At 43.7% G+C, this 15,540-nt stretch carries 13 protein-coding genes; 5 read left to right on the top strand and 8 right to left on the bottom strand.

What is annotated here, in order from left to right; all coding sequences use genetic code 11:
- Positions 1-87: 87 nt before the first annotated feature.
- Together NSS94_RS24685 and NSS94_RS24680 are read right to left on the bottom strand one after the other, a co-directional pair.
- Complete coding sequence (locus tag NSS94_RS24685; protein WP_029518883.1) at positions 88-534, bottom strand: GNAT family N-acetyltransferase; 447 nt, start codon at positions 532-534, stop codon at positions 88-90.
- 80 nt (positions 535-614) lie between these two features.
- Positions 615-1,196 carry a TetR/AcrR family transcriptional regulator gene (locus NSS94_RS24680; protein WP_341040349.1) on the bottom strand — a complete coding sequence of 194 codons (582 nt, stop codon included), beginning with the start codon at positions 1,194-1,196 and terminating at the stop codon, positions 615-617.
- A gap of 317 nt (positions 1,197-1,513) precedes the next feature.
- Between NSS94_RS24680 and NSS94_RS24675 the strand changes: the two genes are divergently transcribed.
- The 3 genes from NSS94_RS24675 to NSS94_RS24665 all read left to right on the top strand — a co-directional run bounded on the left by NSS94_RS24675 (position 1,514) and on the right by NSS94_RS24665 (position 4,793).
- Complete coding sequence (locus NSS94_RS24675; protein ID WP_025722808.1) at positions 1,514-2,575, top strand: LLM class flavin-dependent oxidoreductase; 1,062 nt, start codon at positions 1,514-1,516, stop codon at positions 2,573-2,575.
- A gap of 24 nt (positions 2,576-2,599) precedes the next feature.
- Positions 2,600-3,538, top strand: coding sequence for an alpha/beta hydrolase (locus NSS94_RS24670; protein ID WP_165146376.1), 939 nt, complete (start codon positions 2,600-2,602; stop codon positions 3,536-3,538).
- 298 nt (positions 3,539-3,836) lie between these two features.
- Positions 3,837-4,793, top strand: a complete 957-nt coding sequence (locus tag NSS94_RS24665; protein WP_340957467.1) for an endo-1,4-beta-xylanase — start codon at positions 3,837-3,839, stop codon at positions 4,791-4,793.
- 196 nt (positions 4,794-4,989) lie between these two features.
- Here the strand turns inward: NSS94_RS24665 and gnd are convergent, their stop codons facing one another.
- The 4 genes from gnd to NSS94_RS24645 form a co-directional block, all read right to left on the bottom strand.
- Positions 4,990-6,393: a decarboxylating NADP(+)-dependent phosphogluconate dehydrogenase gene (gnd, locus tag NSS94_RS24660; protein ID WP_340957464.1), complete on the bottom strand. Its 1,404-nt coding sequence runs from the start codon at positions 6,391-6,393 to the stop codon at positions 4,990-4,992.
- Between the two features lie 107 nt (positions 6,394-6,500).
- Positions 6,501-7,847 carry a GntP family permease gene (locus NSS94_RS24655; RefSeq protein WP_029518877.1) on the bottom strand — a complete coding sequence of 449 codons (1,347 nt, stop codon included), beginning with the start codon at positions 7,845-7,847 and terminating at the stop codon, positions 6,501-6,503.
- A gap of 27 nt (positions 7,848-7,874) precedes the next feature.
- Complete coding sequence (gntK, locus tag NSS94_RS24650; protein ID WP_318627776.1) at positions 7,875-9,413, bottom strand: gluconokinase; 1,539 nt, start codon at positions 9,411-9,413, stop codon at positions 7,875-7,877.
- On the bottom strand, positions 9,406-10,137 hold the full coding sequence (locus tag NSS94_RS24645) for a GntR family transcriptional regulator (RefSeq protein WP_029518875.1): 732 nt from the start codon (positions 10,135-10,137) through the stop codon (positions 9,406-9,408). Before NSS94_RS24645 ends, gntK begins: the two co-directional genes overlap by 8 nt.
- Before the next feature lie 212 nt (positions 10,138-10,349).
- On the opposite strand from NSS94_RS24645, the gene NSS94_RS24640 reads away from it, so the two are divergent.
- The gene (locus NSS94_RS24640) at positions 10,350-11,645 is read left to right on the top strand and encodes a GntP family permease (RefSeq protein ID WP_025719225.1); all 1,296 of its coding nucleotides are present in this window, start codon (positions 10,350-10,352) and stop codon (positions 11,643-11,645) included.
- Positions 11,646-11,666: 21 nt separating this feature from the next.
- Entirely contained in the window at positions 11,667-12,812 is a 1,146-nt protein-coding gene (locus NSS94_RS24635) for a glycerate kinase family protein (RefSeq protein WP_341040348.1), read from the top strand.
- Between the two features lie 127 nt (positions 12,813-12,939).
- On the opposite strand, the gene NSS94_RS24630 is transcribed toward NSS94_RS24635, so the two are convergent.
- Both NSS94_RS24630 and NSS94_RS24625 read right to left on the bottom strand, forming a co-directional pair.
- On the bottom strand, positions 12,940-13,980 hold the full coding sequence (locus NSS94_RS24630) for a CdaR family transcriptional regulator (RefSeq protein WP_029518873.1): 1,041 nt from the start codon (positions 13,978-13,980) through the stop codon (positions 12,940-12,942).
- A gap of 223 nt (positions 13,981-14,203) precedes the next feature.
- Positions 14,204-15,334 (bottom strand): RDD family protein, encoded by a 1,131-nt coding sequence (locus NSS94_RS24625; protein ID WP_239645251.1) that lies wholly within the window; start codon positions 15,332-15,334, stop codon positions 14,204-14,206.
- Positions 15,335-15,540: the final 206 nt, after the last annotated feature.

Raw genomic sequence — 15,540 nt, 5'->3', positions numbered from 1 at the left:
CGTGAAAACATGTGTTACGAACAAAGGGCACCCAATCGGGTGCCCTTTGAACTGCCGTTAGCGCGGAAAATCGTATCAAAAGTATTGTTACGATGAAAAGTGAACCCAATCTCTCCCTTGGACAGCATCCATCTTTTTAAAGAAAATTTGAGCGCGTTTATTCTCGGTAGAAGTTATCCAGGCCATATGAGCATAGCCTTGATTTCGTGAGTATTTTTGACATTCTAAAAAAAGCTGTGTTTCTACTTCTGTATCTCTAAATGGTTCCAATACAAATAGATCGTTCATAACAGTGACTTTGTCTGCTTTCATCGTGCTAAAGGTAAAGAATAATGTAGCAAAGCCGATTAATTCTCCATTTTGTTCCGCCACAAATTGTATACCGCTTTGCTGCTCAAAAAGGGTGTGTATCAAATTATGGATTTTTTCGATAGGTGGCCTAGGGTTTTGATAAAAACCAACGATGTATTCATACATTAACTCGGTTAAACTGTTTAAATCATCAGGCTTAGCGTTCCTTATTAAAAATGACATTAGATGCACTCCCTTTTTTATTAGTTTTGAATTATTATACATAATAAAGAATATATATTCAAAACTGAATTCATTCCGAATTACTTAAGAAGTGTAAGTGTCACCTCTATCGTGTTATCAATAAATGATCGTTCTGGACGAGACTTTATCATTACGGTCAGTCCAATTAACGATACGACTAGCGCCTGTGATACAGCCTTCGCATTGAGCCCGATCTCAAGCTCACCTGATTGTATACCTCTTTCAATGGTTTCTTGAAATATAACCGCTAGGTACATTTGATGCTCCCTTGTAAGAATTTCAAACTTCTCATCATGGGGCGCAAGTTCAACCATTGTATTAATGCAAAAGCATCCTTTTCTAGGATTTTCCGCATATTCCTCATCGACCACACTTTCAAAGAAAGTCCGAAATGCTTCTTTTACAGATGGATTGCTTTGAAGTTTGGTTCGGATCAGAGAAGCACGGGACATCATGTATTTGCGCAGCGCAGCTTCGAACAATTCTTTTTTGCCTCCAAAAGTGGAATATATACTGGGTCGTTGAATTTCCATTCTGGAAGTTAAATCACTCAATGAGGTAGCTTCATATCCCTTCTCCCAAAATATTTGCATAGCTGCATCTAATACTTTATCTTCGTCAAATTCGCGGATTCGTCCCATAATCAATACCTCTCATTGTTCGTAATTTTATTCTTAATTCCATGACTCTGATCATAATTGTTAGGGGTCTTTATTTGCGTACCAGTTAGTATGTTATTATCTTATAATTAGCCCGTTATATTGTCAAATGCAGATTGGTTTATCGCACCAAGGAGATATCAGTATGAGGATAAATCAAAGATTTTTACTATATTTATTGACAGTACTCTTTTTAATGAGTTATATTTACTGGGAAAAATATTTTACCGATCGGTATGATATTTTACCGATATTTAATTAACATACAAAGAAAGCTATTAGAATAGGAGAGATGGACGATGGAGATAGGTATTACTTCGTTTGTAGAAACAAAGCCCGACGTTCAGACAGGTGAAGTGATAAGTCACGCACAGCGATTGCGCGAAGTTGTCGAGGAAATTATCCTTGCTGATCAAGTGGGGCTTGATGTGTTTGGTGTAGGTGAGCATCATCGGAAGGATTATTCTGCATCTTCACCAGCAGTTGTGCTGTCAGCGGCTGCAGCGCAGACGAAACGGATTCGGCTGACCAGTGCAGTGACAGTGCTTTCTTCAGCTGATCCCGTTCGCGTTTTTCAGGATTTTGCTACGCTGGATGGTATTTCGAATGGACGTGCGGAGATTATGGCGGGTCGAGGTTCCTTTATTGAATCTTTTCCACTGTTCGGCTATGACTTGGAAGACTATGATGAGCTGTTTGAACAACATTTGGAATTGCTCCTTAAAATACGGGAGTCCGAAAAAGTAACCTGGAAAGGCGGACATCGGCCAGCAATTAACAATTTGGGTGTGTATCCACGGCCGGTTCAGAATCCTTTACCCATATGGGTTGGCAGCGGGGGCAGGCAGGATTCTGCTATCCGGGCAGGTCTGTTAGGACTGCCCTTGATACTGGCGATCATTGGCGGGAATCCGGTAAATTTTGCACCACTTGTCCAGCTTTATAAGAAGGCAGCAGCGCACGCCGGTCATGATGAATCAAAGCTTAGGGTTGGGTCGCACTCGATAGGATTTGTCGGAGAGAATAATGAGCAAGCTGCAGATACATATTTCCCTTCTACGATGGCAGGTATGAATAGATTGGGCAGGGAGCGGGGCTGGGCACATTATGATCGTTCTAGCTACGATGCCGCGCGCAGCTTTGAAGGTGCGCTGTATGTCGGCGATCCAGAGACTGTTGCCCAGAAGATCATTCACCTTCGCAAACATGTAGGTGTTACTCGCTTTATGCTGTATGTTCCGTTAAGCACGATGCCGCATGCCGAAGTGATGAGAGCCATTGAGCTGCTAGGAACAGAGGTAGCACCCCGAGTTCGGAAGGAAATAGCCAAGTGGGAAGCGGAGACGGAGAAAAGATTGTAAAAACCAAACATAGGAGTGACTTGCATGGATTTTGAAAATCGTTTATTACCAGAATTAAGGTCAGTAATCGCACAATTTCCTGGTTTTCAACTGGAAGAGAATTTAGAGCTGAGCAGAAGCTATTTGTCTAGTCCTCCTATTGAGCAGTCGGAGCACGTACGCACGACAAGCCGGATGATTCCGAGTGTAGCAGGCGAGATATTAGTCAAAATCTACGAACCTGCTCAGCGAACTGACGTTAGGCTACCGGCCATGCTGTGGATTCACGGGGGAGGCTATGTGATGGGGCATCCTGATATGGACGATGCTTTGTGCGAACGCTTCGTGCAGGCGGCCAAATGCGTCGTCGTATCGGTCGATTACCGACTTGCTCCTGAGCATCCCTACCCGGCTGCCATCGATGACTGTTATGCCGCTTTGACGTGGATGACCGACGAAGCGGAGCTGCTGGGCATTGACTTAGATCGGGTCGCCATTGCAGGAGCAAGTGGGGGCGGCGGGCTGACCGCAGCACTTGCTTTAATGGCTCGTGACAAAGGTGGGCCAGCCCTCATTTTCCAAATGCCGCTGTATCCGATGATCGATGACCGCAGTATTACGGCGTCAAGTCATGAAATTACGGCCGATAACGCACCATGGAACCGGAAGAACAACTTGGCGGCCTGGAACATGTACTTAGGCAATCGTACCGAAGATAGCGAGGTGTCCCCATATGCGGTGCCGTCGAGAGCAGAAAGCTTGGCTGGGCTGCCGCCGGCTTATACGTGCGTAGGCCAGCTCGATCTATTCCGAGATGAGACGATCGAATATGTGGGACGCCTTGCCCAAGCGGGGGTGGACGTCGAATTCCATCTGTATCCCGGCACATTCCACAATTTTGAGGGAATAGTTCCACAAGCAGAAGTAAGCCAACGTGCTAGCCAAAGTTATGTAGACGCAATTGCAAGAGCCCTTAATCCTTAAACTATTAAATAGGCAGTCTCCAAAGTGATATGTTCCCAAAAGAGTAGGCAGGTTAAAACTTGCTACTGTAAGGGGAGCATATCACTTTTTGCATCAACCTTTTTTTGTCATTTCGGAGTTGTTTGGGATAAAGGAGCACCAGGTTTTCAGTCGCCCCGCAATGATGTAAAGTTTTTCGGATAAAATCTTTACTTTTACATGTAGCAGATAATAACCTTACATTCTTATAATTGGAAATGTAAGCGATTTATTTAAGAGTAGGAATATTAAAAAACTATACGTATGAGGAGGAGATTGTATGTCGAAATTTAAAGTGGGCAAGTTGGTAAGCGGCTTGGCGTTGGCGGGTGTGTTGTTATCATCAGTTCTGATAAACCCGGCTAGTGCCAGTATGGCGAACGGTGGCAAATTCCTGGGGAATGTCATTGCGGGCAGTGTCCCTCCTAGTTACGGGACATACTGGAATCAAGTGACGCCGGAAAACTCGACTAAGTGGGAATCGGTTGAAGGCAACCGTAACAACATGAACTGGTCACAGGCCGATACCGCCTACAATTATGCCCGTAGCAATGGCTTCCCGTTCAAGTTCCATACGTTGGTATGGGGTGCCCAGGAGCCAGGTTGGGTTAGGGGGCTGTCGGCTGCTGATCAGAAAGCGGAAGTGACTCAGTGGATTAAAGCAGCAGGTCAACGCTATCCGAATGCGGAGTTTGTAGATGTGGTGAATGAGCCGCTGCATCAGAAGCCGTCCTATCGCAATGCCATTGGTGGTGACGGGTCGACCGGATGGGATTGGGTCATATGGTCGTTCCAACAGGCCAGACAAGCCTTCCCCAATGCTAAGCTGCTGATCAATGAATATGGAATTATCAATGATCCTTCGTTAACCGACCAATATGTCAATATTATTAATCAGCTCAAGAGCAGAGGCCTGATTGACGGAATTGGTATCCAATGCCACCAGTTTAGCATGGACACTGTTTCAGTTAATACGATGAACACTGTACTGAACAAGCTGGCGGCAACAGGATTGCCAATCTATGTGTCGGAGCTGGATATAACTGGCGACGACAACACCCAGCTTGCCAGATACAAGGAGAAATTTCCGGTATTATGGAAGCATTCTGCGGTGAAGGGAGTTACGCTCTGGGGGTATATCCAGGGACAAACTTGGAAGCCGAACACACATCTGCTGAACTCTAACGGCACGGAACGTCCCGCGCTCCAATGGCTGAGACAATATCTGCAAAGATAAGCTATGGGTGGCACTTAAACCCCAACAGATGCAAACTTTTGCCAAATGTCTGGGCTGGGTAGATGTTTATTTGAAGAAGTCTTGGCTGAAATGTTATACGCCCAAGGCTTCTTTTTATTTAGCTTAAACGAGGAGTGCCCTAATGAAGGGAAGGAACCACTTCATTAGGGCACTGGAGATTTACTACCACTATCGATCACTGCCAGTTTGTATGAAAGGACCCTGCTGCATCACTTCGTTCATAAGTATGGGCACCAAAATAATCCCTTTGTGCTTGCAAAAGGTTAGCATTTGAAATGCCTGTCCGGTAACTATCGAAATAAGTAAGTGAAGCACTTAAACATGGAAACGAAATACCAGAATTAATACCCTCACAGACTACTTTTCGCAATCCCAATTGATACTCTTTAACCTTTTCAGCAAAATACGGGGCGATTAAGAGATTAGCCAAATTCGGCTGTTCTTGATATGTTTCGCTTATTACATTTAAGAATTTGGCACGAATGATGCAACCACCACGGAAAATAAGGGCAATATCCTGTAAAGGTAAATTCCATCCGTAAAGCTCAGAAGTCATTTTATATTGTATAAATCCTTGCGCGTAGGCACAAATTTTACCCATATAAAAAGCTTGTCTAATGTACTCAATCCACACATTTTTATCTAAACTTCGCTGATCAATCTCTGGGCCTGTCAGGATATTTTCTGCATAAACTCGTTCTTCTTTTAAAGAGGAGATGTAACGGGCAAACAATGACTCTGTAATAATGGATGATGGGATTCCATGATCAATTGCTTGAATACTTGTCCATTTACCTGTGCCCTTTTGCCCTGTTTTATCCAGAATCACATCGATCAGAGGTAAGCCTGTTATTTCATCTTTTTTTCGTAAAATCTCTGCGGTAATTTCGATTAAATAACTTTTCAGTTCCCCTTGATTCCATGTTTCAAAGATGTCGGCAATTTCATTAACAGATAAACATAGCCTCTTTCTTAAAAATGTATAGACTTCTGCGATTAATTGCATATCTGCGTACTCAATTCCGTTATGTACCATTTTTACAAAGTGACCGGATCCTTTTGGACCCATATAAACACAGCAAGGGTCTCCGTCTACTTGGGCTGCTATTTTTGTTAGAATAGGAGATGCTTTTTCATATACGTCTTTATCTCCACCAGGCATGATCGAAGGTCCATGTAAAGCCCCAACTTCGCCGCCGGAAATACCGATTCCTAAATAACCGATTCCTTTTGACTTCAATTCATCATATCTACGTTCCGTATCTTTGTAATGGGAGTTACCACCGTCCATGATCACATCGCCTGCTTCAAGGAAGGGTACTAATGTACCTATTACCGAATCAACCGGTTTGCCCGCTGTTACCATAAGGAAAATTTTCCTTGGAGTTTTTAAGGAGCAGACAAAATCTTGAATTTCGTAGTAGGGATGGATGGAGTGACCTTCACTTTTTTTGACAAGATCGTCCGTTAAATCCCTCGTATAATTATAGACAGCGACTTGCTCGCCTTTACCAGCCATGTTTAAGGCGATATTACGGCCCATTACCCCTAAACCAATGACACCCATTGTGTTGGACATTTTTTCTGCTCCTTTTGTTTGAAATGAATAGGCCGTAGATCCTCACTTATAAACTTAGAAGATTCTAAGAAAAATAAGTGGGGGATCTACCGCCCGGGAATCGTGGTTTATACGAATAAACTTAGTACTAAAATAAATCCTAATCCGGCTACCGAAATGATGGTCTCAAGCAATGTCCATGTTGCAAATGTTTCTTTCATGCTTAAACCAAAATACTCTTTAAACATCCAGAAACCAGCATCGTTAACATGTGAAGCTATTAAACTACCCGCTCCCGTGGCGAGCACAACTAAAGCAAGATTAACGTCGGATTGTCCTAACATCGGTATAACTAAACCAGCGGTTGTTAAAGCTGCAACAGTTGCAGAACCTAAGGAAATACGTAAGATTGCAGCGATGATCCAGGCAAGTAAAATGGGTGATAATGTAGTTCCATTGAATAATTCAGCTACATAGTCGCCTACGCCGCCATTAATCAGTACTTGTTTGAAGGCTCCGCCGCCCCCAATGATTAAGAGCATCATCCCAATATGAGTAATAGCCGTTGTACAAGATGCCATTACATTTTTGATTGGGATTTTTCTTGCTATTCCCATGGTGTAGACAGCTACCAGTAAGGAAATTAACATGGAAGTTGATGCATCACCAATAAAACGGATCGCTGCTAGTAAACTATTATCTTCAAATCCCATTGTTTTTTGAAGCAAAGTTATAATCGTAGCAATAGACATTAAAATGACAGGAAGCATTGCAGTAAATACACTGATTCCAAATCCAGGAGTTTCCTCGGACTTAAATACTTTTTGTTCACCTAAAGAGGCAATATTACCAGTTTTCGTAAATGATGCAGGTACGAGTTTTTTGGCAAGCTTCGTAAATACAGGTCCAGCTAAGATAACGGTTGGAATGGCAATAATGAAACCGTAAAGTAAAACCTCACCAAGGTTCGCGCCATATTCACGGGCAATAACTGTCGGCCCTGGGTGTGGAGGTAAGAAACCGTGTGTTACGGATAAAGCTGCAATCATCGGAATACCGAGATGTAAGATAGAAACCTTTAATTGTTTTGAAATGGCAAATACGATTGGAATTAACAATACTAATCCTACCTCAAAAAATAGCGCCACACCGATAATGAATGAAGCAGCTACGACCGCCCATTGAATATTTTTTTCACCAAATTTGTCTACGAGGGTCATGGCAATTCGTTGAGCACCACCAGAATCAGCGATCAACTTACCTAACATCGCTCCAAGTCCAAAGATTAACGCTAAGTGACCAAGGGTTCCGCCTAATCCGGCTTCGATGGTTTTAACAATTTCTTCTAAAGGCATTCCAAGTGCTAAAGCGACGCCGAACGATACAATGATTAATGAAATAAAGGTGTTCAATTTGAAGCCCATGATTAAAACGAGTAATGCTAAAATTCCAATCGCTACGATAACTAATGGCATTGTAATTACCCCCTGCTTTTTATCTTTTTAGTGTTTAATTAAGCTTCTTTGATAATTGGAAATCCGTGTATAATCGTCTTCTAATACTCTGGATAGGTTAATGAAAATCGGCAGCAATTTCCTGTATTCCTTGGTTGCTTCTTCTTTTGGTGTATGTTTGTTGGTACTGCCAACCATTTCAGAGACGACTTCAAAGGACTGGATTTTTCCGGTGGCATACAAGCCTAAAATACAAGCTCCTAGACAAGAACTTTCGTAGCTTTCTGGAACGACGACTTCAGATGCGAATATATCGGACATCATTTGCCGCCAAACATCTGACCTCGCGAAGCCTCCAGTAGCTTGAATTCGGGTCACGGGACCGTCCATGCATTCAGTTAATGCCAAAAATACGGTGTACAAATTGTAAATGACTCCTTCTAGGGCTGCGCGAATCATATGTTCTTTCTTGTGTGACATCGTCAAACCGAAGAATGAGCCACGTACATCTGGATTCCATAATGGCGCACGTTCACCAGCCAGGTATGGATGGAATAACAATCCGTCAGATCCTGGTCTTACACGTTCAGCAATCTTGGTTAGTACATCATATGGATCAATTCCTAGTCTTTTCGCTGTTTCTACTTCTGATGAGGCAAGTTCGTCACGGATCCAGCGAAGGACCATCCCGCCATTGTTCACCGGCCCCCCAATAACCCAGTGCTTTTCTGTTAAGGCATAACAAAATATTCTTCCCTTTTCGTCTGTTTGAGGCTTGTCTATAATGGTTCGAATGGCACCGCTTGTCCCAATTGTGACGGCAACCTCGCCTTTTCGTATCGCATTTACACCTAGATTAGAAAGGACTCCATCGCTAGCTCCAATAACAAACGATGTTTGTGGATCGATCCCCATCTTTTTTGCTAAATCTGAATCACAGTTGGTAAATATCTGGGTTGTTGGCACGAGCTCAGATAATTGAGAAGGGGTTATACCCGCAATTTTTAATGCTTCTTCATCCCAATCTAATTTTTCTAGATTCATCATGCCCATGGCAGAAGCTAGGGAATAATCCACTACATATTGATCAAAGAACTTTTTGAAAATATATTCTTTAATTCCGATATACTTTTTAACCTTGACAGCGGTTTCAGAAAGATCATTCACAATCCAAGCTATTTTTGTTAAGGGTGACATGGGGTGAATGGGTGTTCCTGTTCGTTTATAGACTTCATGGCCATTCAGCTCATCTTTTATTTTATGTGCCCATGCTTCACTTCGATTATCTGCCCAAGTGATACAAGACGTAAGTGGGAGGTCATGTTCATCCATCGCAATGACACTATGCATGGCACTGCTAAATGAAACAAACGATAGCTTTTTTTGTGAGTGATGTTTCATGATATTCGAAATGGCCTGTAGGACAGCCTGAAATATCTCTTCTGGATTTTGTTCAGCTGTCGCTATGTCCGGTGTATAAAGCGGGTATCCAATATTCTCTTGTTGGATGACTTCGCCCTTTTCGCTAAATAGAACGGCTTTCGTACTTGTGGTCCCGATATCTACACCCAACATATAGTTAGTCATTTGGTTGCACGACTCCTTTAGATAGCATTTGTTGTGACATCCATAGGTCTTCTACTTTACCTTGAACATCATCAAAGTTTTCATGTAAAGACTTGATCATGAGGTCTCTATCTTTTGCTTTGATTGCTTCAATATAAAGTTCGTGATTGTTTATAATCCGTGTAAAATCTTCATACTTTTCTTTGAAACGCATACGCATCGACAAAAGAATGAGACTTTCCATAACAGGCTTTAGATTATTCCAAATCATCAGAATATGAGAATGATTGACTGCACGAATAATCGTTTCATGGAATAAGACATCTTGATATGAAAACTCATCAGCATCACCATATTTAATGGCGACTTTCATCATTTCGAGTATTTTACTAAGTTCCTTCGCCAAATCATCAGTGTCCATCTTTACAAGACGTTCAAATACGAAGGATTCTATGAGCAGACGGACATCATAAATTTCTTCTATTTCTTTTTCTGATAAACCAATAACAACGGCTCCCATTCTTTCTAATCGAATGATATTTTCGGATGCCAGTATTTTTAACGCTTCACGAATGGGTGAGCGACTTACAGTGAAATCAGCAGCTAGTTTATTTTCAGATAATATGGTACCGCTTTCAATCCCGCCAGAAATAATGCGCATTCTAAGCTCGGAAGTTACGCGATCACCAGCTGAGGCTTTTAAAAGCCATTTGGAGGGATATAGGAATTCTGATTCGACCATCATTTCACCTTCTCAATTAATCAAGTATACTTGTATACAGGTATTATAATCTTAAATTTTAAATTTGCAAGCGTATTCATTAAATTTGTTTTGTAAGCCTGTTCGGACTTTTTTGTGCAAATGCACAATCAATTTCGTCTGTTCTTCAATATTTTTCACATACAGCAATCGATATAATGAAAGCGTAATCAAAAATTGCCCGGGGGGTTAGACAGATGGAAGGATTGACGATCAGTTGGATAGGGGCTCTGGCAGGGCTGGCTATTGCAATTATTCTGATATTAAGAAAGCTGAATCCGGTTTATGCTTTATTTTTGGGAGCTATTGTAGGCGCTTTATTGGGCGGAGCCAATCTGGAGCAGACGATCAGCGTGTTAATAAGCGGTACGCAAAGTGTGATGGGGACGGTCATTCGTGTGCTTGCCGCAGGTGTATTGGCAGGCGTAATGATGGAATCCGGGGCGGCGGAGACGATTGCGCAGGCTATTGTAAAGAAATTTGGCGGTAGTAAAGCGATACTCGCACTAGCCTTAGCGACGATGATTATTACGGCGGTAGGTGTATTTATTCCCGTTGCCGTGCTGATTGTGGCACCTATTGCATTGTCGGTCGGTAACAAAATGGGGATTTCCAAGCTGGCGCTCCTGTTGGCTTTGTCTGGAGGCGGAAAAGCGGGGAACATCATCTCTCCCAATCCTAATACGATTGCGGCGGCGCGCGGATTTAATCTGGATTTAAGCCACGTGATGTTGGCGGGCGTGGTTCCTGCGATATGCGGTTTAATCATGACTGTATTGGTGGCATCTATGTTGAAAACCAAAGGTGTGAAGGTGTCCGACCAGGATATTATGGACAGTGATGTCGATACATCGAAATATCCAGCGTTGGGACGGGCGATTGTAGCCCCGCTGGTAGCTGTTATTTTGCTGATGATTAACCCGATTGGTTCCATCTCCGGCATTGAAGCACTTTCGAGTTTCAAGGTGGATGCGATGTACATTTTGCCGATCGCCGGGATTGTGGGTATGCTGGCCATGGGACAAGGGCGCAATATCCTGAAGTATTCGGCCTCCGGTTTAAATAAAATGACAGCGACTGTGCTGATTTTGATCGGTGCAGGCGGGATTGCCGGTCTGATCTCTGCCTCCAACTTGTCTGCACAGGTGGTTGGCCTGATTGAAGCTTCGGGAGTTTCCGGTACATTTTTGGCACCGCTTGCAGGTATTCTGATGGCAGCCGCCACGGCGTCCACCTCGACGGGAGTTATTTTGGCGACAGGCTCGTTTGGGGAAGCCATTCTGAACATGGGAACGGCCCCGCTCGCCGCAGCTGTGATGGTGCATACAGGAGCTACAGTCATTGATTCCTTGCCGCAGGGCAACTATTTTCACGTCACGGCAGACAGCATGAAAATGAGCATTAAACAACGGATGGGATTGATTCCTTACGAAGCTATTGTGGGTGGGACGATGGCAATTGTAGCGACACTCATGTATGGATTTTTACTTTAATATTTACAATGGGGTGAGAAGATGAGAGAGAAAACATTTGTGCTGGCACCAGATTCTTTTAAAGAAAGCATGACGGCTAAAGAAGTGTGTATCGCGATGGAGAAAGGACTGCGCAAGGTCTATCCAGCAGCGAATTACGTCCACGTACCGATGGCGGACGGCGGTGAAGGAACGGTGCAGTCACTGGTGGATGCGACAGGCGGACAGGTTCGTTATATTGAGGTGACAGGACCACTTGGAGAACCTGTAACTGCTGCATACGGCTTGCTGGGAGACGGCACCACGGCGGCAATCGAGATGGCATCCGCCAGTGGAATCCATCTGGTTAACAAGGATAACAAGAACCCGTTAAAGACAACCACCTACGGTACAGGGGAGTTAATCCGTGAATGTCTGAACCAGGGAATTCGAAGAATTATCATCGGCATTGGCGGAAGCGCGACGAATGATGGCGGTACAGGCATGGCGGAAGCACTGGGCGCCAGATTTCTGGATGCAACAGGCAATACTCTTCCGCGCGGTGGCGGTAGTCTGGGCGAGCTGGCCAGTGTCGATATTTCATCACTGGATGGCCGGTTGCAGCAGGTACAACTGATTGTAGCCTGTGATGTGACAAATCCGCTGTGCGGAGAGCATGGGGCCTCTCAAGTATTCGGGCCACAAAAAGGGGCAACCCCGGAGATGGTGCAGCAATTGGATGCCAATCTTGCCCATTACGCCGATGTGGTGAAGCAGCAACTAGGCAAGGATGTGCGCGATCTCCCAGGCGCAGGCGCAGCAGGTGGATTGGGTGCGGGCTTATTGATTTTCACTCAAGCGGCGCTGCAAAAAGGCATTGAAATTGTGATTGAATACACCGGTTTAAAACAAAAGCTTGCCACGGCCGATATCGTTTTGACGGGGGAAGGCGGTATTGATTTTCAGACTAAATTCGGTAAAACTCCTTATGGAGTAGCTCAGGCGGCCAAACAGTCTGGCAAAAAGGTTATTGCGGTTGCAGGTTATATCGGGGAAGGGATCGACACGTTGTACAAGGAAGGAATAGATGCGGTGTTCGGCATCGTACCGGGAGCCTCGGAGCTCGGTAATCTGCTGGCCGAAGGGCCGCAAAACGTAGAGCGTACGTGCGAGAATATCGCAAGAGTACTTCAATTCAGCGAGAAGTGAACCGAATAATACGAGCGCTCGCCTGTAATCCCGAGCTTAGCTAAAGCCGGATTGACTGAGAAATTGGGAGTGCGGCGAGCGGATACATGATATTTCTGGCGTATGGTCAGGGGCGTGAAACAGCTGTTCATTGATACAGTGCCAATAAGCCGTGCGTAAGCTCAAAAAGCTGAAGGAGATTCCGGGGATCTTTACCAGTTAAGGTATGGATGCGCTTCAGGCGGTATTGCAGCGTATTTCGGTGAATGTTTAATTCATCTGCCGTAAAGGAGACACTGCCGTTATGGTTAATAAAGCTTCGCAGCGTATCCAGCAAATCCACGGTATCCTCCAGCTTGCTCACCAGATAGATCGTGTTCGTCAGGTTCGTTTGACTCAATTTGACCAGAAATTCGACTTCCGCAAAAGAAATTTTTTGCACAGGCGGGCGCAAAGCCAGTAAAACATTCATAGCTGACTTGGCTTGCATATAAACATCCGCAATGTTGTGCTCTTGTCTGCTGACCGTAATCAGCACATCGGGATGGCTGCGCACAAGTGGCTCTAGCAGTTTGTCTGTCGGTTCCTGATTTTGTATTAGGACGAGATAACAATCTTCCTCCATACGAAAGGATGGATGCTGCATGAATATATTGGACAACTCGGCTAAATGAGCTGGATCAGCAGGCAGATACTTTACATATACAGCCGAAGTTTTTAGAAGCAAATCAATGTGATATTGAGCTGCTTCTTTTTTTATTTTTTGCGTATAGGCTCCCTGATGATTCAATAACATTTCCAGCACAGATTTTTTGCGATTGGCTTCATAGGCCAGATGCTCCAATGAGATGCGCTGTTCGATCAGGAGAGATACTGTAGTTTTAACAATATTGCAAAAAGGACGCACTTCATCAGGATTGCCTGAAATACCAATCACGCCAACTAACTCATGATGAATGACAATCGGTTCGTTGGTTCCCTTTTTCTCATAGTGGCCGTCCTGCCACACTTCAATCATTTTCCCGGTTTCGAGCGCCTGAACAGCTCCTTGGTGAATGGTTCCGATTCGTTCACTCTCGCCGCTGCCAATGATGATGCCTCGTTCATTCATAATATTGATATTGTATGGAATATCCTTCATCATTTTGTCTACGATGTCTTGGGCTTGTTTTTCGGAGAGCTGAAACAAATCCGGATTCCCCCTTTATCTATCGTGATATAGTGTACCTTAATGTATTACCTTTATGAAAGGGTTTCCAATTTATTGTGCATCTGAACAATATGATAAGGCAGGTCGCCGAGCATGTCAGTCCATTTTATCATAGATGTGAAGAATCGTTGTACGCAAAAAAACAGGGCTCTAAGGAGCACCTGCTTTTTGTGTCTATCCTTTTTATTGCCAGCCACGCTGACTAATGACGAACCTCGCGGAAGCTATAGATAATGTCGTGCAGTTCTTTCTTTAAACGGCCGTCTTTAGACGCTGGGGCATATCCTAGCACCTGGTAGTAATCCTTTTCGGTCTCTATAATCGCTACGTGGGTGATATATTTATCCACATCTTTTTTACCTTTAATCGCGAACTCAAGGGCAGGATATCCATGAATGGTTGTATTAGAGACAGGTCCTACACTGGACAGGTTCCACTCTTTGGTTAAGTTATTTTCAGCTTTCTTACCATACTGTTGGAGAGTTATATTGCCCAATTGCTTTTTCGAGTGGGATAGTACCACAACGGACTTTTGAATGTACGGATTAAATATCGCAATCTCTGCTTTTCCTTCACGGTCCGGATCTGTTGACCAGTCCAGTGGGGCTGTGATTTGAAATCGTCCATCTTTACTCACATAGCTTTGCTCTTTCTTGCTCACTGGAGCTTCAGGAGGCACGTAACTATTTGCCAGTATAAAAATAGCATTTACAAACGAGGCTCCCAAGATCACTATGGCGGTAAAAAATATAAACAGCGAACGTTTCATTGTCTTTTTGCTAATCGGCTCTAAATCCCGTACCTTTACAACATATGTACCTGCAGCTAAATCACCAATTCGTTGTCTAGATGCAGTTACTAACACGCTGATACCAGCAGGTATCCCACCCATTAGCAACGGATTGGTATCGATTAGCCTGAGCAGCGTACGAATGAGTGATTTAAGAAAACCAGGAGGCTTACCTTCCCCGTTAACCACCTTAATACGAAAGACGAACTTACCCAGCGTATAGCCTGTGTAACCTTCCAAAAGCAAATAATAGCTGAAGAAAGCAATAAGCAGAATACAACGGGATGCAATCGCTAAAGGCCAAAACCATCTATCCGTTATTTGAATGACAGAAATAAAGAAACAAATATACCCAAGATAAAAAAATATGCAATCAAAAACTGTTGCTCCCCACCGTCTAAACAGAGTAGAGTTCCCGTATGTTTTTGATAACGCCGCCATCCTGTTTGGATCTACCCCATAATTTTGACCATGCCGAATGTACATCTGTCTTGAAGATTCCTGCGGGTTGTGTGGTACGTGCTGTTCGTCCAAAAAATACACCTCTTCTTAATAATTAAAAACACACTCCTTATATTAACGGTCATTTTACAATCCATGTTTAGGAAAACATTCTATAAACAAAGAAATTATTATAAATATCCCTTCCTCTCATTTACTCTATAATTGGAAGAAGAAAGTAACGATAGACTCGGGAGGTATGGGTATGCAAGAAGAGCTGGCAAAAGCGAACAAGGCAGCAAGAGGTG

Source organism: Paenibacillus sp. FSL L8-0644 (genome assembly GCF_038008165.1).
GTDB lineage: Bacteria > Bacillota > Bacilli > Paenibacillales > Paenibacillaceae > Paenibacillus > Paenibacillus polymyxa_D.
Note: the sequence above shows the minus strand (reverse complement) of the source record. Positions and strands in the feature narration are given on the sequence as shown.